Here is a 16,416-nt window from a genome sequence, read left to right as displayed (position 1 = left end):
TGCGCGGCACCTTTGGGCCACGGCAACGAAATAGGCACCGTATCTACCTTTCCAACTTGCAAGCGGGATCAGGAACGTGAGCGTCACCATCTACCACAACCCGGCATGCGGCACGTCCCGCAACACGCTGGCCATGATCCGCAATGCGGGTATTGAGCCCACCGTCATCGAATACCTGGTAACACCGCCTGCGCGCGAAGAGCTGATCTCGCTCATTCAACGTGCAGGACTCACCGTGCGCGGAGCCCTGCGCGAAAAAGGTACCCCGTACGCCGAACTCGGCTTAGGCAATCCCGAGCTGACAGACGATGCGTTGCTCGATGCGATGATGGCGCACCCGATCCTCATCAACCGGCCGTTTGTGGTGACCCCGCTGGGTGTGCGACTGTGCCGTCCGTCTGAAGTCGTGTTGGACATCCTTCCCCAGCCTCAACAAGGCGCATTCACAAAGGAAGATGGGGAGGTGGTGGTCGACGCGCAAGGCCGCCGCGTGAAGTAAGGCATAGCCTCTGGCCGGGCTCGTTGCAGGAGCCCGGCGAGGCGATAGAGCGCGACGCGTTGACGCTGTAGCGAACCGTCATGTTCACGCAGCAATCAGTCCACTTGGTGTTCGCCAGACGACTCGATGACGTTGGGGTGGTCTCGACGCACCAGGCGTGGTTCCAGCATGCGATGCAGCATCAACCCGATGGCGGCACCAACGCATTGCGCGATGACGAAGCCCGGCACACTCGCCGGTGCGATGCCGGCAAAGCTGTTGCTGAACATCCGCCCGAATGCCGCTGCCGGGTTGGCAAACGACGTGGACGCCGTGAACCAATAGGCCGCGCCAATGTAGGCCGCCACCATAGAAGACGCGCGGCCGCTTGGCGCCCGCAGAATCACCAACAGTAGGCCCGCGGTTGCCACCGCTTCGGCGATCCACTGGCCAGTCCCGCTGCGCACTTTGGTGGAGAACTGCAGGATCGTCATGTCGAACATGGCATGGGCGAGCCATGCGCCCAGCATGGCTCCCACAAGCTGCGCAGCGATGTATGGCACCAACGCCGCCCCCGGTAGCTCACCCTGAGCCACCATGACCGCGCTAACCGCTGGATTGAAGTGCGCGCCACTGACGGGGCCGAACACTTCGATCAGGATATACAAGCCGCCCACTGTGGCCGCGGTGTTGGCCAGCAGCGCCACCGCGACGTTACCGCCCGCAAGGCGTTCGGCCATGATGCCGGAGCCGATAACCACCGCCAGCAGCAACGCCGTTCCCAGGACTTCGGCGGCAAGCCTGTTTCGCAAATCGACCATGGTGCTCAGTCTTGCGAGATGCGTTCGAGCTCGGCCTGCAGTTCGGCATTGCTCAGGGACTCAAGTGGCAGCGCCAACAATTGCAGCATGCGATAGCCGATCGCCTGGCGGGTCAGCTCGAAGGCCTGTCGCTTGCCTTCGTCACCGCCCGGTGCATTGGACGGATCGGTATAGCCCCAGTGCACTTTGACCGGACTGCCCGGCCAGTAGGGGCAGGTTTCCGCAGCGGCGCTGTCGCATACGGTGATGACGATGCGCATCTGAGGTGCGCCGTCCGCAACGAACTCGTCCCAACTCTTGCTACGGTAGTCCGCGGTGTCAATGTCGGCATTGGTAAGTGCTTCCAACGCGAACGGGTTGAGGCGGCCGCTCGGCGCGCTGCCGGCGCTGTAGGCGCGCACGTCTTTGCCGAGCTTCTGCGCCCAGTGGTTCAACATGCCTTCACTCAGGACACTGCGCGCGGAGTTATGGGTACAGAGGATGAGTACGTTGGTGGTCATGGAACAGATGAGGTTATTGCTTGCCGATGTCGCGCACGGCCTTTTGCAGCGCCGCGGCATCGAGCTTCGGAAGCGGTAGCGACAGGAACAACTCGATACGGCGCTTCAGCACGAGCGCAGTTTCTCGGACGGCGTGCTGCTTGTGTTCGTCGCTCCCTTCGACCGCAGCAGGGTCGGCCACCCCCCAGTGCGCGGTCATCGGCTGCCCCGGCCATACGGGGCACACTTCGCCGGCGGCCTTGTCGCAGACCGTGAAGACGAAGTCGAGCTCGGGGGCGCCTGCCTGCGAGAACTCGTTCCAGCTCTTGCTGCGAAACCCATCCGTCGGGATGCCGAACTGCTGCAGGGTCCGAAGGGCAAACGGGTTCACTTGCCCCGTGGGGTGGCTGCCTGCGGAAAAGGCCTTGAAGCGCCCATCCCCCAGGTGGTTCAGCAGACCCTCGGCAAGAATCGACCGGGCTGAGTTGCCCGTGCACAGGAACAGCACGTTGTATTGAGGTTGCTCTACCACTGGATCTCTCCAGGTTGGCCGCAGAAGCAGCGTTGATGTATCGATATCTCTAATATATTGGAAATATTATATCGCAGCAAGCGAGCTTCGAAGCCACTGTAGCGTTAGAGCTGCCCGACCCAAGGCCGTCACAAAAATTTCATCTGCACGCTTCCTTGTCACGGAACAGTCACGACCTAGACTTAGTATCCCGTTATTCATCACATATCTAGATTTATCGAATTGTGGTCACTAACCGAGGTCGATGATGAAAGCGCGGTTTATGCATGCAGTGGCGGGTGGGGTTGCAATGATGGTGGTTTCCATGGCAGCCCAGGCTGTTGAAATCACTGGAGCGGGTTCGACTTTCGTCTATCCGGTCCTCTCGAAGTGGTCTTCGTCCTACAACGAAGCGTCGGGCAACAAGGTCAACTATCAGTCGATCGGCTCTGGCGGCGGTATCGCGCAGATCAAGGCGGCGACCGTTGACTTCGGCGCGAGCGACATGCCGATGTCGGCCGACGAGCTCAAATCCAAGGGGCTGGGCCAGTTCCCCTCAGTGATCGGTGGCGTGGTGCCGGTGGTCAATATCGATGGTGTCGCCCCGGGCAAGATTCGCTTTACCGGCCCGCTGCTGGCCGATATCTATCTGGGCAAGGTTCGCAAGTGGAGCGATCCGGCCATCGCCAAGGTCAACCCGGGCTTGAAGCTGCCTGACGCCAACATCACGGTCGTGCACCGTTCAGATGGTTCGGGCACGACGTTCAACTGGGTCAACTACCTGTCCAAGGTCAGCCCGGAATGGAAGTCGAAGGTGGGCGAAGGCACGTCGGTCGCTTGGCCGTCGGGCGTCGGTGGCAAGGGCAACGAAGGCGTCGCCGCTTACGTCAACCGCCTGAAGAACTCGATTGGCTACGTCGAGTACGCGTACGTCCTGCAGAACAAGATGAACTACGGCTCGATCCAGAACAAGGCCGGTAACTTCGTGGCGCCGAATGCCAAGACATTCCAGGCCGCCGCCGCAACTGCGGACTGGTCCAAAGCGCAGGACTTCGACCTCGTGATGACCGACGCGAACGGCCCGGACGCTTACCCCGTGACGGCGACCGTCTTTATCATCATGTACAAGCAGCCGAAGACGCCGGCCCAGTCCAAGGCCGCGCTCGACTTCTTCAAGTGGACCCTGGAAAAGGGCCAGTCGCAAGCGCAATCCCTGGACTATGTGCCGCTGCCTGACCCGCTCGTCAAGCAAATCGAGACGTACTGGTCGAACAACTTCAAGTTTTAAGCCCACGGTACCAGCCGGGAGGCGCCATTGGCGTCTCCCCGACAGGATCGCACATGCGCACTACCGCTCAAGAGATGCAAGACGATCTATCCGCGGTTCGCCGCACCGAGGCAAGCGGGGCTCATTTAATCCGCCGGGCGCGCATGCGGTTGCTGCCGGATGAACTGGCGGACCGGCTGTTCAAATACGCTGCGGCAGGCGCGGCAATCTTTGTGTTCGTGATCCTGCTTGGCGCTGCGCTGTCGATGCTCTGGGGCGGCCGGCTCGCATTCCAGACCTTCGGCTGGGGCTTTTTCACCAGCACGGACTGGGATGCGGTCGCGCACAAGTTCGGCGCCCTGGTACCTATCTACGGCACACTGGTCAGCTCCTTCCTGGCACTGGTGATCGCGGTACCGATCAGTTTTGGTATCGCAATGTTCCTGACCGAGATCGCGCCTGGCTGGATGCGCGGCCCTGTCAGCACGGCAATTGAGCTTCTCGCCGCCATCCCCAGCATCATCTACGGTATGTGGGGCCTGTTTGTCTTTGCCCCGGTTCTTGCGGACCACGTTGAGCCATGGTTGATCGACAACCTCGGCTCGGCATGGTTGATCGGACCGCTGTTCTCAGGCGCCCCCATTGGGCTGGGCATGCTGCCTGCGGGGCTGATCCTCGGCATCATGATCATTCCCTTCATCACCGCTGTGATGCGCGACGTCTTTGCTGCCACGCCGCAGATGCTCAAGGAGTCGGCATTCGCTCTGGGCGCTACCCGCTGGGAAGTCATGCGTAGTGTGGTTCTGCCGTACACCCGCTCTGCCGTGATTGGCGCGATTTTCTTGGGTCTGGGTCGCGCACTTGGCGAGACCATGGCAGTCACGTTCGTGCTGGGCAATGCGCACGAGTTGGGTATGTCGCTGCTGGACCCGAGCAACTCGATCGCGGCAACGCTGGCCAACGAATTCACGGAAGCCGACTCACCGATCTACCTGTCCTCGTTGATCGCCTTGGGCTTTGTCCTGTTCATCGTCACGTTCATTGTGCTCGCGTTCGCCAAGCTGCTGCTGCTCAGACTCAACCGGATGGAAGGAGCCAAGTAATGTCGACTTTCGACATGCGCAAGTTTCGCCAGCGTCGCATCACGAACAACCTCGTCTTCATCTTCTCGATCCTGTCGACGGCGTTCGGACTGTTCTGGCTGTTCTGGATTCTGGCGACCACCATCTCCAACGGTTTCAGCGCGCTGTCGCCTGCGCTGATCACCAAGATGACGCCGCCACCGGGCGAAGACGGAGGCCTGCTCAACGCGCTGTATGGCAGCTTCCTGATGATCGGCATCGCCACGGCCATTGGCGTACCGCTGGGCCTGATGGCGGGCACTTATCTGGCTGAGTATGCGCGGCGCACCCCCTTGGGGGGCGCTATCCGCTTCGTGAACGATATCTTGCTCAGTGCGCCATCGATCGTCATCGGTCTCTTCACGTATGAGTTGATCGTCCGTCAGGTCGGCCACTTCTCCGGCTGGGCCGGTGCAGTGGCCCTTGCCATCATCATGCTGCCAGTCGTCATCCGTACCACCGACGAGATGCTGCAACTGATCCCGGACAGCATGCGCGAAGCTGCACTCTCCCTTGGGTTGCCGCGTTGGAAAATCAATTCGCGCCTGCTCATGCGGGCGGCGAGCGCGGGCATCGTTACCGGAGCGCTTCTAGCGATCGCTCGCATTAGCGGGGAGACGGCGCCGTTGCTCTTCACTGCGCTGAACAACCAGTACTGGTCAACGACTCCCCATGGTCCGCTTGCGAACATTCCCGTGGTGATATTCCAGTTCGCGATGAGTCCGTATGAGCAGTGGCACGCCCTTGCGTGGGCGGGCGCCTTCATCATGACCCTCTTCGTGCTGGCCTTGGCCATCTTCTCCCGCATGCTCTTGAATCGTGCACATGGCAACCGATAACAGGCTGATACCGCCGCCGGCCAAGACCCGCATCAGCGTGCGGGGGTTGAATTTCCACTACGGAGCGCGGCAGGCACTCTTCGATGTCAACATCGACTTTCCCGAGAAGCAGGTGACCGCCATCATCGGTCCCTCCGGCTGCGGCAAGTCGACGCTGCTGCGCGTGCTCAACCGGATGTACTCAATCTATCCGGAGCAGAAGGCGACAGGCCGCGTCGAGCTCGATGGCGATGACATCCTGGCGAGCCACTACAAGCTCAGCAAACTGCGCCTGCGGGTCGGCATGGTGTTCCAGAAGCCGACCCCGTTCACCATGTCGATCTACGACAACATCGCTCTGGCGATCAGCCATCATGAGTCGTTGAGCCGCGCTGAACTGGACGAACGCATCGAGTTCGCGCTGCGCCAGGCAGCGTTGTGGGATGAGGTCAAACAAAAGCTGCATCAAAGTGCACTGGCGCTCTCCGGTGGTCAACAGCAGCGCCTGTGTATCGCGCGCGCCATTGCGATCGAGCCGGAAGTGCTGTTGCTTGATGAGCCAACTTCTGCGCTGGACCCGGTGGCCACAGCCAAGATTGAAGAGTTGCTGCATACGCTACGCAACCGCTACACCATCATTATCGTCACGCACAACATGCAACAGGCGGCTCGCGCTTCCGAGCACACAGCCTTCATGAACATGGGGCGCCTGGTGGAGGCGGGGCCGACCGAGCGCATTTTCTCGAAGCCGACACAAAAGGCGACCGAGGACTACATCACTGGCCGATTCGGCTAGGAGCGGCAGATGTCCGACAAGCATTTTTCCAGTCAGTATGACAGCGAACTCAGCGAGCTCTCAGGCAAGCTGCTGGAGATGGGCGGGCTCGTTGAAGCGCAGTTGGCGCGTGCGGTGGATCTGCTCGCCCAGTATGAGCCGCGTCTTGTCGATGAAGTGCTGGCCAACGAGAAGACAGTCAATGCGATGGAAGTTGCGATGGACCAGGCGATCAGCAATGTCATCGCCCGGCGCCAGCCCGCGGCCCGCGATCTGCGGCTGCTGATGGCGCTGTCCAAGAGCACGACCAACCTGGAGCGCGCTGGGGATGAGGCGCGCAAGATTGCGAAGAAGGCGCGGCGCATTGCCGAGGATGGACCGGAGCATGCCATCAACATCGCCGAAATCAAGCTCGCTGCCGAGCAGGCTTCGCGCATGCTCTATCGCGCCCTGAACGCCTTTGCTCGCCTCGATGCGGCTGCGGCGGCCCAAGTCATTCGCGACGACCTTGCCATCGACAATGAGTTTCGTACGTTCGTGCGCAAGCTGATCACCTACATGATGGAAGACGCACGAGCCATCGCTGTTGGCCTTGACTATCTCTTCATCGCCAAGGCGATCGAACGCATTGGGGACCATGCAACGAATATCGCGGAGTTGGCGGTCTTCGTAGCACGCGGCACCGACGTGCGTCATATCTCGCTCGAGGACCTGGCGCGGGAAATCTCGGACCCCGACAACTGACGAGGAACGCATGCCCGCCAGTGTATTGGTTGTTGAAGACGAACCGGCAATCGCGGAGCTGCTGACTGTTACGCTGCAGTACGGCGGCTACTATCCCCTGCACGCGCCAGACGCGCAGGTAGCGTCCACGCTCGTTGCCGAAGTCTTGCCGGATTTGATCGTGTTGGACCGTGCTCTGCCGGGAAACTCGGGCATCGAGTTTCTGCGGGCCTTGCGGAGCACCGAGCGCGGCGGCGAGGTGCCCGTGATCATGCTGTCCGCGTTTGGCTCGGAAGAGGATCGTGTCGAAGGTCTGGAGGCTGGAGCCGACGACTACCTGCCCAAGCCGTTCTCACCCAAGGAGCTGCTCGCGCGCATCAAGGCAGTGCTGCGCCGGCGAGCCCCGCAATTGGCTGATGAGGTCGTCAGCGTCCATGGGTTGACGCTGGATTCCGCCAGGCACCGCGTCTACGTCGCGAACGGCAGCCACGAAATTCCGCTGAAGATTGCGCCTACCGAGTTCAAGCTGCTGCATTATTTCCTAACACACCCTGAGCGGGTCCACAGCCGGGCCATGCTGCTGGACGAAGTCTGGGGTGACCACGTCTTTGTCGAAGAGCGGACGGTTGACGTGCACATCAAGCGCTTGCGCACCGTGCTCAAGCCTGCCGGATACGAGTCCATCATCGAGACCGTTCGTGGCAGCGGCTATCGGTTGTCTGCGCAAGGCATGATCGATGCGATCAGGCAAGCCGAGAAAGCGTCACTTCTCAGGGCCCGTGTATCAGCGGCGCCCACTATGTCGCCGTAATGTCATGTCGATGACGTTAGAATCATAGATTCGACCTGACTGTCCTGCCGTCCAATGAAGGAAAAAGACGCCATCAAAGTTCTGTCGGCGCTGGCCCAGTCCACGCGCCTGAGCATTTTCCGCCGTCTGGTGGTCGCTGGCCCGGAAGGTCTGAGCGTTGGTGTCATTCAGGAAGAGCTCGACCTAGCGAGCGCGACGTTGTCCTTTCACCTCAAGGAGCTGACGCACGCCGGGCTGGTGTCTTCACGCCAGGAAGGACGCTTTGTGTATTACGCGCCTGAAATCGAGCACATGAATTCGCTGATCGATTTCCTGACCGAAAATTGCTGCCAAGGCGCCGATACGGCCGCATGCAAGCCCGCCAAGAAGGTCAAGTGCAAGCCGGTCGCCGCCTGAGCGTCTCCGGCTCGCATTCCCCAGAGAATTAGCAGCAGGCGGCTTTGCGCTTGATCACGGCCGGGACTGGCACGGCGGGCGCGCAGCACGCGCTGGCTTCCCCGGCTGGTTCGCGCTGGGCGGCGTCCGCTCCGAAGAGCGGGATTTCTCCAAGCGTGTGGTAGGTCTCCCACGGCACTCCCGCCGGATCTTGTGTCCAGTACTTGTTCGACGATGCGTAGCAGCACTGGGCATCGGGCTGATCCATCACGGGGACGCTGGCAGCAGCCACCTGGGCGCGCAGTTGCGCCAGCTCTTCGTCGCTATCCACCTGGAAGCCCAGGTGGTCAACCCCGACCTCGCCGCCACGCGCAGAGATGGCGAAGTTGATGCGGGGATCCTCCAGCATCCATTTGGCATAGTCGTCTTTCTGGACCGTCGGCGGCGCCCCGAACAAGCCGCTATAGAACCGCACGCTCTCGCTGAGCTCGGGAACGACCACATGCACGTGGAACCGTTTCATTTATGCCTCCATATCGATGGGGGTGGTTGAGCACGCGCGTCCCGCCGCACAGCAGTTTTCCATCAGAAAGCTGACAAGCGAGTTCATGCACGTGTAGTTGGCGCGGTAGAAGATGTGGCGCCCCTGGTTATGGCCGTCGATCAGGCCCGCTTGAGAGAGCTCTTTCAAGTGGAACGACAGCGTGGGAGCGGGAAGCCCGATTTGCTCTGCAATAGCTCCGGGGCTCATGCCGTCCGGACCGGCGGTGACCAGCAAACGAAAGACCGAAAGGCGCCGGTCGTGCGCCAGCGCTGCAAGTGCCTTGACCGCTCGCGTTGCGTCTATCGATTCCATACGGCTCTCCGTTATTGGGCCGGCACTTGCGTTGTCGTCGCCTCCTGATCGGCGATCACCCGCGCAGCCAGCTCACGCACGGGGCTCAGCGGACGGGATTCCTCCAGGCGTTCGCTATACCGGTCAACCAGATAGTCGGCCTTGCCGCGAAGCAGCAAGGTGAACTTGACCAGTTCCTCTATGACATCAACCAGGCGCTCGTAATAGGAAGATGGCTTCATACGCCCGGCCTCGTCGAATTCTTCATAGGCCTTGGCCACTGAGGATTGGTTCGGGATGGTGAACATCCGCATCCATCGGCCGAGCTGCCGGAGTTGATTGACCGAGTTGAACGACTGCGAACCGCCGCTGACTTGCATCACAGCAAGCGTTCGGCCTTGCGTCGGGCGGACACCACCGGCAGACAGCGGCAGATGGTCGATCTGCGTTTTGATGACCCCGGTGATCGTGCCGTGCCGCTCGGGGCTACACCACACCTGACCCTCAGACCAGAGCGACAGCTGCAGCAGTTCCTTCACCTTCGGGTGCTGATTGCCTTCGACTTCGTCGACCAGCGGCAAGCCGCGCGGATCAAAGATCCTGATGTCCGCGCCAAATCGCTGCAACAGGCGCGCGGCCTCTTCCACGAGGAAGCGTGAGTAGGAGCGCTCGCGCAGCGAGCCATACAGCAGCAGGATGCGAACCGGGGGCTCGCCCTGCATGCCCAGGCGTGCGGCGATATCCGTGTCGAGAAACGCTTCCTGTGCTGCTGGCAGCGTGATGCCTTCGCTTATCGAGGCTGCGTGATTTGTAGCGGTCATGATCGTGCGGTAACGTGACATCCTTGATATACATCATATTTCCGGTATTATGGAAATGTCAAATGGAATCGAAGTGCGCCCATGCAGTCCTCCAATCTGCCGTTCGTCGATGCATCGCCAACACCGGTCCCGCTGTCACAGCAGGAGCCGCATGATCTGCTGAAGACGTGGTCGTTGGCCCTTGCTCAACTGGTGTCGTGGGGAACGGTCTACTACTCCTTCTCCCTGTTCGTCGTGCCGATGGAGCATGCAATGGGCTGGAGTCGCGCGTCGTTGAATGCTGCGCTGTCGCTTGGTCTTCTTGTGAGCGGTTTTGCCGCACTGCCGGTAGGGCGTTGGATTGATGCCGGCTACGGGCGGCGGGTGATGGTGGTCGGATCAGCGTTGTCAGGGGCAATGCTGCTGTTGTGGGCCTACGTGAACTGGTTGCCTATCTTGTTTGTCGTGTGGTTCGGACTCGGCCTCTCCATGTCGGCAACCCTTTACGACCCGGTTTTTGCTGTCATCACGCACCGCTATCCGCTGACCTACCGGGCCAAAATAACACTCATCACGCTGGTGGCGGGCTTTGCCAGCACCGTGTTCATTCCGTTGACAGGGTGGTTGGTGAATGTTTGGGGCTGGCGAGCGACGCTAATTGTGCTTGCGGTCGCGAACCTCACTGTTTGTCTGCCGATCCACGCGGCTGCTATGCCGTCCTCGCGTGGCGCGGGCGCCCGCAAGTCGGCCGAGGTGGATCACAAATCGACGGATGCAGTTTCGATAGCGCGAGCACTGAGGTCAATCACCTTCTGGGCGCTCTTGATCTGTTTCACGGCGTACTACGCGGTGTTTGCCGGCATGACGTTTCACCTCGTTCCGCTGCTGAAAGAGCGTGGCGTGCCCACAGCTGTTATGTTGACCGTGATGGCGATGGTAGGCCCAGCGCAGGTTGTCGCGCGCGCGGCGTGGTATGTCTTCGGACGTGCATTGCCCATGACCACCTTGGGCATCATCGTTGTTCTGGCGTTGCCCTTGTCCGTTCTGCTGCTGATGGCTGTTAGTACCTCGGCTTGGGGGCTGATGGGCTTCGCGCTTCTGTACGGCGCTGCCAACGGCATGATGACCATCCTGCGCGGCACGGCGATCCAGGAGCTGCTTTGGACGCAGGGCTATGGGGCGCTGAGCGGCATGCTCTCGATGCCCTCAAACCTTGCCAAAGGGCTAGCGCCTATAGCTGTTGCAGGCGTATGGAGCATCACGATGACGTATGGACCAGCCGAATATGTCTTCCTTCTCCTCGCCCTTGTGGCCACAGCCGCATTCGCGATCGCCGCGCGCTACAGCGGGCGCGAAGTACAGCTTCCCTCGCTTCACCCGACTCGCGATGATGCAGCTCCGCACGCTTGAGCTGTGGCGAGCGCACGGATAGCTTCCCGAATAACCTCGAACCCTCTGCGCAACATAAGGTGGATTAGTGGAGCATGCCCATGGATACCCTTAACTTTCGACCTGCACGCCCCGACGACTATCTTGCCATCCGCTTGCTGCTCATCGAGGAGGGGCTGCCAAGCGAGGATGTTGCGATCGGGCAAGCCAGCCGTTTCCACTTGGCCATACAAGATGACAGCCTTCTGGCCTGTGCCGGATTGGAGCTCTACGGATCAGATGCGCTGCTTCGGTCGGTGGCTGTCGACAAGCGTGCGCGTCGACACGGCCTAGGCCGCATCCTGGTGGACATTGCGGAGCGGGATGCCCGCGCCACTGGCGCGCACCGACTCTTTCTGTTGACCACGACTGCCGCCAGCTATTTCGAGAAACTTGGCTACGCCACTGTCGATCGCAGTGCCGCGCCGACATTGCTCCAGGCGTCGACTCAATTCGCCTCTCTTTGTCCGGCATCGGCGATCTGCCTCAGCAAACAGGTGTGATTGGAGGAAAGGGCTACGCGTTGCCGGGCGCCACTGCGCCAGGCAAGCTCGCGACTTTCAGAGTCCATACCCAGGGATTCTGGCGCCAAGGCGAGTTTGGATAGGTTGCATCCCAAGCCTCGCGAAAGCTATTCAGGGCGATTTTTCCCGGGACGCTAACGTACCCCTGGGCGCGTGCATCGTTTCCTGTCATGGCGTGCAAGCGCACCACGCCCCTGGATTGCACGGCTAGCTGGAGCCGACTCGCGGACCGAGGCATGCTGGCCGCGCCATTCCATGCTGTATCTGCGTCCTGAGCATCATCATCGCTCCCACGCACGCGGTAGCAGAACGAGCCGTCCGGCACCTGAGTCCAATCCTCGCGAACCCATAGGACATCGCCGGGGTTCCCGAATGGACACCGGCAGGTCATTCCGATGGTTGCATCGCTGGGCATGCTGACAAAGAAATCCCCATTTAGCTCGCCGCGAGCGTCGACACACGCATAGGCAAACCGAGGATTGCCCTGCACCGGAAACCGCAACTGGCTGACCGTGCCGTTGAGCAGGCTGCGAACAGTTTCGCTTGGCAGACAAATCGGGATCTCTCGGACCTCTCCCGCGCGCGAGGCGGTGTCCGTGTATGGAACCTTCAAAGCCATGCGCTACGCGTCTTTGCCAGCATCCGGACGGATCAGCTTGGTCAGATCCGGCAGGCGCTTGGCGATCGCGCGCTCGGCATCGCGTTCGATGGCGCGGTACACCTTCAGCACCTGCTTGCCGGTCTCGGTCAGGTGTGCGCCTCCGCCGGCAGTCCCACCGCGTTGCTTAACGACGAGCGGCTCCACAAAGTCCTGATTCAGGGCGGCAACCAACGACCAAACGCGCTGGTAGCTCATGCCGAGCCGTCGGCCCGTCTCGGCGATCGAGCCGGTTTCGGCAATGCCCTCCAGGACATCGGCTTTGCCCGGTCCGATGGCCACCGCGTGCTTGATCTGCACGCGAAAGCGCATGCGTTCGTTGTCGAGGGGGGATGTAGTCAACGTTGGCTTCATGGTGATACCGGTTATCACGGTGGGTGCGCTTCGCTATACTGCACAGGCGATATCTTCCGCGTTAGATATCGGATCCACAACCCCTCAGACTCAAACATCACCATGTTGCGTCGCCGATTCGCCTCGTGGCTCGCCGGAGCTATTGCTGCTGCCGCCCTCAGTTCGCCTTCGTTGGCCCAGACGCCACCGACAGTCGCGGCAGCCGCCGATCTGAAGTTCGCCCTCGAAGAGGTTGCTGCCCAGTTCGAGCGTGAGACCGGTCAGAAGATGCGTCTGGTGTTCGGCTCTTCTGGCAACTTCTACTCGCAGATCGTGCAGGGGGCACCATTCCACCTGTATATGTCGGCCGACGAAGCGTTTGTGTTCAAGCTGGCCGACGCCGGCAAGACGATGGATCGAGGGCGTCTATACGCCGTCGGCCGCATTGGCGTCATCGTGCCGCAAGGCTCGCCTCTCAAGGCGGACGGGCAACTGGCCGACCTGGCGGCTGCGATCAAGGATGGGCGCTTGCAGAAGTTCGCCATTGCCAATCCCGAGCACGCCCCCTATGGAGCGCGAGCCCGTGAGGCGTTGCAGCACGCGGGCCTGTGGGACGCTATCCAGCCCAAGCTGGTGCTCGGCGAGAACATTTCGCAGACGGCCCAGTTCGCCACGTCGGGCGCGACGCAGGGCGGCATCATTGCGCTGTCGCTGGCCAAGGCCCCGGCGATGGCCAAGCTCGGCGACTTTGCGCTGATCCCGGAGAGCTGGCACCAACCTCTGAAACAACGGATGGTGCTGCTCAAGGACGCGCCGCCCGCCGCCCGCGCCTTCTACGAATACCTGTCGACCCCGCCCGCGCAGGAAATCATGGTGCACTACGGCTTCGCCATGCCCAAGGATCGCTAACGGCACGTACCGGCATGGATTGGCAAGCGCTGTCCGTCTCTCTGCAACTCGCCGGCGTCACGCTGGTGATACTCCTGCCGGCAGGCCTGGTGGTGGGCCGCTGGCTTGCTTATACGACATTGGCGGGCAAGGCCTGGATCGAAGCCCTGGTCCTCCTGCCGCTGGTTTTGCCGCCCACGGTGCTGGGGTACTACCTCCTCTCGTCGCTGGGCAGTGCGTCGCTGCTGGGCGGCTGGTTTGCGCGGGCATTCAACGTCCACCTGACTTTCAATTTCCTGGGGTTAGTGCTCGCCTCCATCGTGTTCAACGTGCCGTTCCTGGTGCAGCCGGTGCAGCGGGCGTTCGAGGCCATCCCTGGTCAACTGAGCGAGGCAGCGGCCGTCAGCGGGTTAAGCGGCTGGCAGACATTCTGGCGCGTTGAGCTGCCGCTCGCCTGGCCCGGAGTGCTCTCGGCCATGGTGCTGACGTTCGTCCACACGCTTGGCGAGTTCGGGGTCGTGCTCATGATCGGCGGAAGCATCCCCGGCGAGACCAAGACCATTGCGATCGCCATCTATGACCGCGTGCAGGCGTTCGACCTCACGGCCGCCAATCGCATGGCCGTGCTCCTGGTGCTGTTGTCGCTCGGTGCCGTTGCGACGTCCCTATTCGCGTCAACCAGGTTGACCGCACGCCGATGAGCAACGAGACACCTGCTACCGGGCTGGCGCTCGATTTCGAGATCGAGCAACGCCGCCCCATGCCTCTGACGGGTGCATTCGCCTGCCGAGCGGGCGAACTTCTCGCGGTGGTCGGCCCCTCGGGTGCTGGCAAGACCTCCATGATGCGCGCACTGGCTGGGCTGATGCGTCCGGAAAACGGCCGCATTGCCGTGGGCGGTGAAGTCTGGTGCGACACGGCACGAGGCATCTACGTGCCGGCGCAGCACCGCCATGTCGGCCTGGTGTTCCAAAACTACGCCCTGATGCCGCACTTGAGCGCCGTGGACAACGTCGCCTTGTCGTTGCTGCACCTGCCAAGTCGCACCCGTCGGGAGCAAGCACGCCAGTGGCTTGAGCACATGCACCTCTCGCCGGAACAGCAATCGCGTCGACCAGCAGCGCTCTCCGGCGGGCAGCAACAGCGGGTTGCGGTGGCTAGGGCGCTGGCGCGGGAACCACGCCTGTTGCTGCTCGACGAACCGTTCTCCGCCGTGGACCAGATGAGTCGTCGGTCGCTCTATGCACTGCTGGCCGACCTCAGGCGTGATCTGGCGATTCCCATTGTGCTGGTGACCCACGATCTGGCGGAGGCCCGACTATTGGCGGACCAGCTGGTGGTGCTCGATGGGGGGATGGTCCTACAACAGGGCGCGCCGCACACCATTCACTTTGCACCACGGAACGCGCGCGTCGCCGAGCTGGTTGGGGTGCAGAACCACTTCACAGGCCAATGGCTGGGACCCACGCAATCAAAGGGGTGGGGATTGCTGCGCTGGACCGCTGCCGACGGTGAAAGTGGCGACACACCGTTTCTGACCGTACGTGATAAAGGCCGCATTCCCGCCGGACAGCTCGTTACCTGGGTCATCCCGAACGACGGGATTGCACTCGTGGATGGGCTACCTAGCCAGGCGGGCGACTTCGCCGCAACCGTGCAGGAAGCCCGCCATCTAGGTGAGATTTCGCTTGTCTCGCTGTTGCTCTCGGATATGCCTGCCACCGCTGTGCGGGTGACCCTCTCGGGCCCCATGCGATCGCAGTTGGCGATTGGCCAACCGTGTTGCGTTCGTCTGAATCTCGATCTCATCCACGTGATGCCATTGCGCAACCGGCCATGAATTCGACCGCACCGATCGCCGGCAGAGTCCGGCTCGTCAAAGCGTTTGTGAGTGGCGCGCTGGTCGGCGTATTGGGTGGGCTGGTTGGGCTCGGCGGTGCTGAATTCCGGCTCCCATTGCTCCTTCAGGTGTTCGGCTTCGAGGCGCTGCAGGCTGTCATCCTGAACAAGGCGACCAGCTTGATCGTTGTTGCCTCCGCACTGGTGTCCCGCAGCGGCGCCGTGCCGTGGAGCCAGATTGCAGCGAACTGGACGATTGTCGTGAACCTTTTGGCGGGGAGTCTCATCGGTGCTTGGTTCGCCGCCGGGTGGGCAACCCGCGTCAGCGGCCTGACGTTGCGTCGCGTGATCGCGATTCTGCTGGTGGGGATTGCGGCCATTCTGCTGGGCGGCCACCACACCGGAACGCATGAGCCGCTTGCCAGCGGAGCGCTGCTCGTTGTCTATGGCGTCATTGCTGGGTTGGCAATTGGTTGTGTTGCAGCGCTGCTTGGCGTTGCGGGCGGCGAGTTGCTGATCCCGACGCTCGTGATCCTGTTCGGGGTCGATATCAAGCTTGCGGGAAGCCTGTCGTTGGCCATCAGCCTGCCGACGATGCTGGTCGGATTCGCACGTTACAGCCGTGATCGGAGCTTCGTTGTGCTGCGAGAGAACGCGCTCTTCGTGGTGGTCATGGCGCTCGGCTCGATCATTGGTGTTGCCATCGGGGGCGTCAGTCTCGAGATGGTGTCAGTCGAGGTATTGCTGAAGGGCCTCGCTGTAATCTTGCTCATCTCGGCGTACAAGGCTTGGGGCCACCGTTAGTATGCCGTTCGCGCCGGCTAGCGCGACGTGCATGATGAAAGCCCTGCCGCAATAGCTTCCCGGCTGCCGTGCCGGCAGCCGGATACCGCGTGGTTATCGATGGCGCATCGCCATCACGGTCGGCTTGC

General features: G+C 61.6%; 20 protein-coding genes and 1 pseudogene. 14 read left to right on the top strand and 7 right to left on the bottom strand.

The window, feature by feature from the left end; translation table 11 throughout:
• Window positions 1–76: 76 nt before the first annotated feature.
• Window positions 77–499, top strand: coding sequence for an arsenate reductase (glutaredoxin) (arsC, locus tag N5B55_RS24445; RefSeq protein WP_304542218.1), 423 nt, complete (start codon window positions 77–79; stop codon window positions 497–499).
• A gap of 95 nt (window positions 500–594) precedes the next feature.
• Here arsC and N5B55_RS24440 read toward each other — a convergent pair whose 3' ends face one another.
• From N5B55_RS24440 to N5B55_RS24430, 3 genes are read right to left on the bottom strand one after another with little or no spacing between them, the layout of a single operon-like run.
• Window positions 595–1,299 carry an aquaporin gene (locus tag N5B55_RS24440; RefSeq protein ID WP_304542216.1) on the bottom strand — a complete coding sequence of 235 codons (705 nt, stop codon included), beginning with the start codon at window positions 1,297–1,299 and terminating at the stop codon, window positions 595–597.
• Between the two features lie 5 nt (window positions 1,300–1,304).
• Window positions 1,305–1,799, bottom strand: a complete 495-nt coding sequence (locus tag N5B55_RS24435; protein WP_304542214.1) for an arsenate reductase ArsC — start codon at window positions 1,797–1,799, stop codon at window positions 1,305–1,307.
• A gap of 13 nt (window positions 1,800–1,812) precedes the next feature.
• Entirely contained in the window at window positions 1,813–2,310 is a 498-nt protein-coding gene (locus N5B55_RS24430) for an arsenate reductase ArsC (protein ID WP_304542212.1), read from the bottom strand.
• Window positions 2,311–2,554: 244 nt separating this feature from the next.
• Between N5B55_RS24430 and pstS the strand changes: the two genes are divergently transcribed.
• From pstS to N5B55_RS24395, 7 genes and pseudogenes are all read left to right on the top strand, one after another.
• On the top strand, window positions 2,555–3,577 hold the full coding sequence (pstS, locus tag N5B55_RS24425) for a phosphate ABC transporter substrate-binding protein PstS (RefSeq protein WP_369812464.1): 1,023 nt from the start codon (window positions 2,555–2,557) through the stop codon (window positions 3,575–3,577).
• A 143-nt stretch (window positions 3,578–3,720) separates the two neighbouring features.
• Entirely contained in the window at window positions 3,721–4,659 is a 939-nt protein-coding gene (gene pstC, locus N5B55_RS24420; protein WP_304542207.1) for a phosphate ABC transporter permease subunit PstC, read from the top strand.
• A complete protein-coding gene (pstA, locus tag N5B55_RS24415) occupies window positions 4,659–5,516 on the top strand; it encodes a phosphate ABC transporter permease PstA (protein WP_304542205.1) in 858 nt (285 codons plus the stop codon). The genes pstC and pstA overlap by 1 nt, the downstream gene beginning before the upstream one ends.
• Window positions 5,503–6,291 carry a phosphate ABC transporter ATP-binding protein PstB gene (pstB, locus tag N5B55_RS24410; protein ID WP_304542248.1) on the top strand — a complete coding sequence of 263 codons (789 nt, stop codon included), beginning with the start codon at window positions 5,503–5,505 and terminating at the stop codon, window positions 6,289–6,291. Before pstA ends, pstB begins: the two co-directional genes overlap by 14 nt.
• 9 nt (window positions 6,292–6,300) lie before the next feature.
• On the top strand, window positions 6,301–7,014 hold the full coding sequence (phoU, locus tag N5B55_RS24405; protein ID WP_304542202.1) for a phosphate signaling complex protein PhoU: 714 nt from the start codon (window positions 6,301–6,303) through the stop codon (window positions 7,012–7,014).
• Window positions 7,015–7,024: 10 nt separating this feature from the next.
• Window positions 7,025–7,714: pseudogene (gene phoB, locus N5B55_RS24400) on the top strand (phosphate regulon transcriptional regulator PhoB); the annotation flags it as partial.
• Window positions 7,715–7,858: 144 nt separating this feature from the next.
• The gene (locus N5B55_RS24395) at window positions 7,859–8,200 is read left to right on the top strand and encodes an ArsR/SmtB family transcription factor (RefSeq protein ID WP_304542199.1); all 342 of its coding nucleotides are present in this window, start codon (window positions 7,859–7,861) and stop codon (window positions 8,198–8,200) included.
• Window positions 8,201–8,228: 28 nt separating this feature from the next.
• On the opposite strand, the gene N5B55_RS24390 is transcribed toward N5B55_RS24395, so the two are convergent.
• From N5B55_RS24390 to arsH, 3 genes are read right to left on the bottom strand one after another with little or no spacing between them, the layout of a single operon-like run.
• Window positions 8,229–8,702: an ArsI/CadI family heavy metal resistance metalloenzyme gene (locus N5B55_RS24390; RefSeq protein WP_304542197.1), complete on the bottom strand. Its 474-nt coding sequence runs from the start codon at window positions 8,700–8,702 to the stop codon at window positions 8,229–8,231.
• A complete protein-coding gene (locus N5B55_RS24385; RefSeq protein WP_369812463.1) occupies window positions 8,703–9,035 on the bottom strand; it encodes an ArsR/SmtB family transcription factor in 333 nt (110 codons plus the stop codon).
• An 11-nt stretch (window positions 9,036–9,046) separates the two neighbouring features.
• Window positions 9,047–9,835 carry an arsenical resistance protein ArsH gene (gene arsH, locus N5B55_RS24380; protein ID WP_304542195.1) on the bottom strand — a complete coding sequence of 263 codons (789 nt, stop codon included), beginning with the start codon at window positions 9,833–9,835 and terminating at the stop codon, window positions 9,047–9,049.
• 81 nt (window positions 9,836–9,916) lie between these two features.
• On the opposite strand from arsH, the gene N5B55_RS24375 reads away from it, so the two are divergent.
• Together N5B55_RS24375 and arsN2 are read left to right on the top strand one after the other, a co-directional pair.
• Window positions 9,917–11,224, top strand: a complete 1,308-nt coding sequence (locus tag N5B55_RS24375) for an MFS transporter (protein ID WP_304542193.1) — start codon at window positions 9,917–9,919, stop codon at window positions 11,222–11,224.
• 80 nt (window positions 11,225–11,304) lie between these two features.
• The gene (gene arsN2, locus N5B55_RS24370) at window positions 11,305–11,745 is read left to right on the top strand and encodes an arsenic resistance N-acetyltransferase ArsN2 (protein WP_304542191.1); all 441 of its coding nucleotides are present in this window, start codon (window positions 11,305–11,307) and stop codon (window positions 11,743–11,745) included.
• 643 nt (window positions 11,746–12,388) lie between these two features.
• Here the strand turns inward: arsN2 and N5B55_RS24365 are convergent.
• A complete protein-coding gene (locus tag N5B55_RS24365; protein ID WP_367126767.1) occupies window positions 12,389–12,766 on the bottom strand; it encodes a winged helix-turn-helix domain-containing protein in 378 nt (125 codons plus the stop codon).
• A gap of 114 nt (window positions 12,767–12,880) precedes the next feature.
• On the opposite strand from N5B55_RS24365, the gene modA reads away from it, so the two are divergent.
• From modA to N5B55_RS24345, 4 genes are read left to right on the top strand one after another with little or no spacing between them, the layout of a single operon-like run.
• On the top strand, window positions 12,881–13,666 hold the full coding sequence (gene modA / locus N5B55_RS24360) for a molybdate ABC transporter substrate-binding protein (RefSeq protein ID WP_304542189.1): 786 nt from the start codon (window positions 12,881–12,883) through the stop codon (window positions 13,664–13,666).
• 14 nt (window positions 13,667–13,680) lie between these two features.
• Window positions 13,681–14,346, top strand: a complete 666-nt coding sequence (gene modB / locus N5B55_RS24355; RefSeq protein ID WP_304542186.1) for a molybdate ABC transporter permease subunit — start codon at window positions 13,681–13,683, stop codon at window positions 14,344–14,346.
• Window positions 14,343–15,485 (top strand): ABC transporter ATP-binding protein, encoded by a 1,143-nt coding sequence (locus N5B55_RS24350; protein WP_304542184.1) that lies wholly within the window; start codon window positions 14,343–14,345, stop codon window positions 15,483–15,485. Before modB ends, N5B55_RS24350 begins: the two co-directional genes overlap by 4 nt.
• Window positions 15,482–16,288 (top strand): sulfite exporter TauE/SafE family protein, encoded by an 807-nt coding sequence (locus tag N5B55_RS24345; RefSeq protein WP_304542182.1) that lies wholly within the window; start codon window positions 15,482–15,484, stop codon window positions 16,286–16,288. The genes N5B55_RS24350 and N5B55_RS24345 overlap by 4 nt, the downstream gene beginning before the upstream one ends.
• Window positions 16,289–16,416 lie beyond the last annotated feature (128 nt).

This window comes from Ralstonia pickettii (assembly GCF_030582395.1).
GTDB lineage: Bacteria > Pseudomonadota > Gammaproteobacteria > Burkholderiales > Burkholderiaceae > Ralstonia > Ralstonia pickettii_D.
The sequence above is the reverse complement of the archived record's forward strand: the minus strand, read 5'-3'. Positions and strand labels throughout refer to the sequence as shown.

What these genes read in the sequence shown, in the direction of transcription:
- N5B55_RS24440 (WP_304542216.1), bottom strand. Translation starts at nt 1,299, where the DNA reads ATGGTCGATTTGCGAAACAGGCTTGCCGCCGAAGTCCTGGGAACGGCG.
- N5B55_RS24435 (WP_304542214.1), bottom strand. Translation starts at nt 1,799, where the DNA reads ATGACCACCAACGTACTCATCCTCTGTACCCATAACTCCGCGCGCAGT.
- pstS (WP_369812464.1), top strand. Translation starts at nt 2,555, where the DNA reads ATGATGAAAGCGCGGTTTATGCATGCAGTGGCGGGTGGGGTTGCAATG.
- pstC (WP_304542207.1), top strand. Translation starts at nt 3,721, where the DNA reads ATGCGGTTGCTGCCGGATGAACTGGCGGACCGGCTGTTCAAATACGCT.
- pstA (WP_304542205.1), top strand. Translation starts at nt 4,659, where the DNA reads ATGTCGACTTTCGACATGCGCAAGTTTCGCCAGCGTCGCATCACGAAC.
- pstB (WP_304542248.1), top strand. Translation starts at nt 5,503, where the DNA reads ATGGCAACCGATAACAGGCTGATACCGCCGCCGGCCAAGACCCGCATC.
- phoU (WP_304542202.1), top strand. Translation starts at nt 6,301, where the DNA reads ATGTCCGACAAGCATTTTTCCAGTCAGTATGACAGCGAACTCAGCGAG.
- N5B55_RS24395 (WP_304542199.1), top strand. Translation starts at nt 7,859, where the DNA reads ATGAAGGAAAAAGACGCCATCAAAGTTCTGTCGGCGCTGGCCCAGTCC.
- N5B55_RS24390 (WP_304542197.1), bottom strand. Translation starts at nt 8,702, where the DNA reads ATGAAACGGTTCCACGTGCATGTGGTCGTTCCCGAGCTCAGCGAGAGC.
- N5B55_RS24385 (WP_369812463.1), bottom strand. Translation starts at nt 9,035, where the DNA reads ATGGAATCGATAGACGCAACGCGAGCGGTCAAGGCACTTGCAGCGCTG.
- arsH (WP_304542195.1), bottom strand. Translation starts at nt 9,835, where the DNA reads ATGACCGCTACAAATCACGCAGCCTCGATAAGCGAAGGCATCACGCTG.
- N5B55_RS24375 (WP_304542193.1), top strand. Translation starts at nt 9,917, where the DNA reads ATGCAGTCCTCCAATCTGCCGTTCGTCGATGCATCGCCAACACCGGTC.
- arsN2 (WP_304542191.1), top strand. Translation starts at nt 11,305, where the DNA reads ATGGATACCCTTAACTTTCGACCTGCACGCCCCGACGACTATCTTGCC.
- modA (WP_304542189.1), top strand. Translation starts at nt 12,881, where the DNA reads ATGTTGCGTCGCCGATTCGCCTCGTGGCTCGCCGGAGCTATTGCTGCT.
- modB (WP_304542186.1), top strand. Translation starts at nt 13,681, where the DNA reads ATGGATTGGCAAGCGCTGTCCGTCTCTCTGCAACTCGCCGGCGTCACG.
- N5B55_RS24350 (WP_304542184.1), top strand. Translation starts at nt 14,343, where the DNA reads ATGAGCAACGAGACACCTGCTACCGGGCTGGCGCTCGATTTCGAGATC.
- N5B55_RS24345 (WP_304542182.1), top strand. Translation starts at nt 15,482, where the DNA reads ATGAATTCGACCGCACCGATCGCCGGCAGAGTCCGGCTCGTCAAAGCG.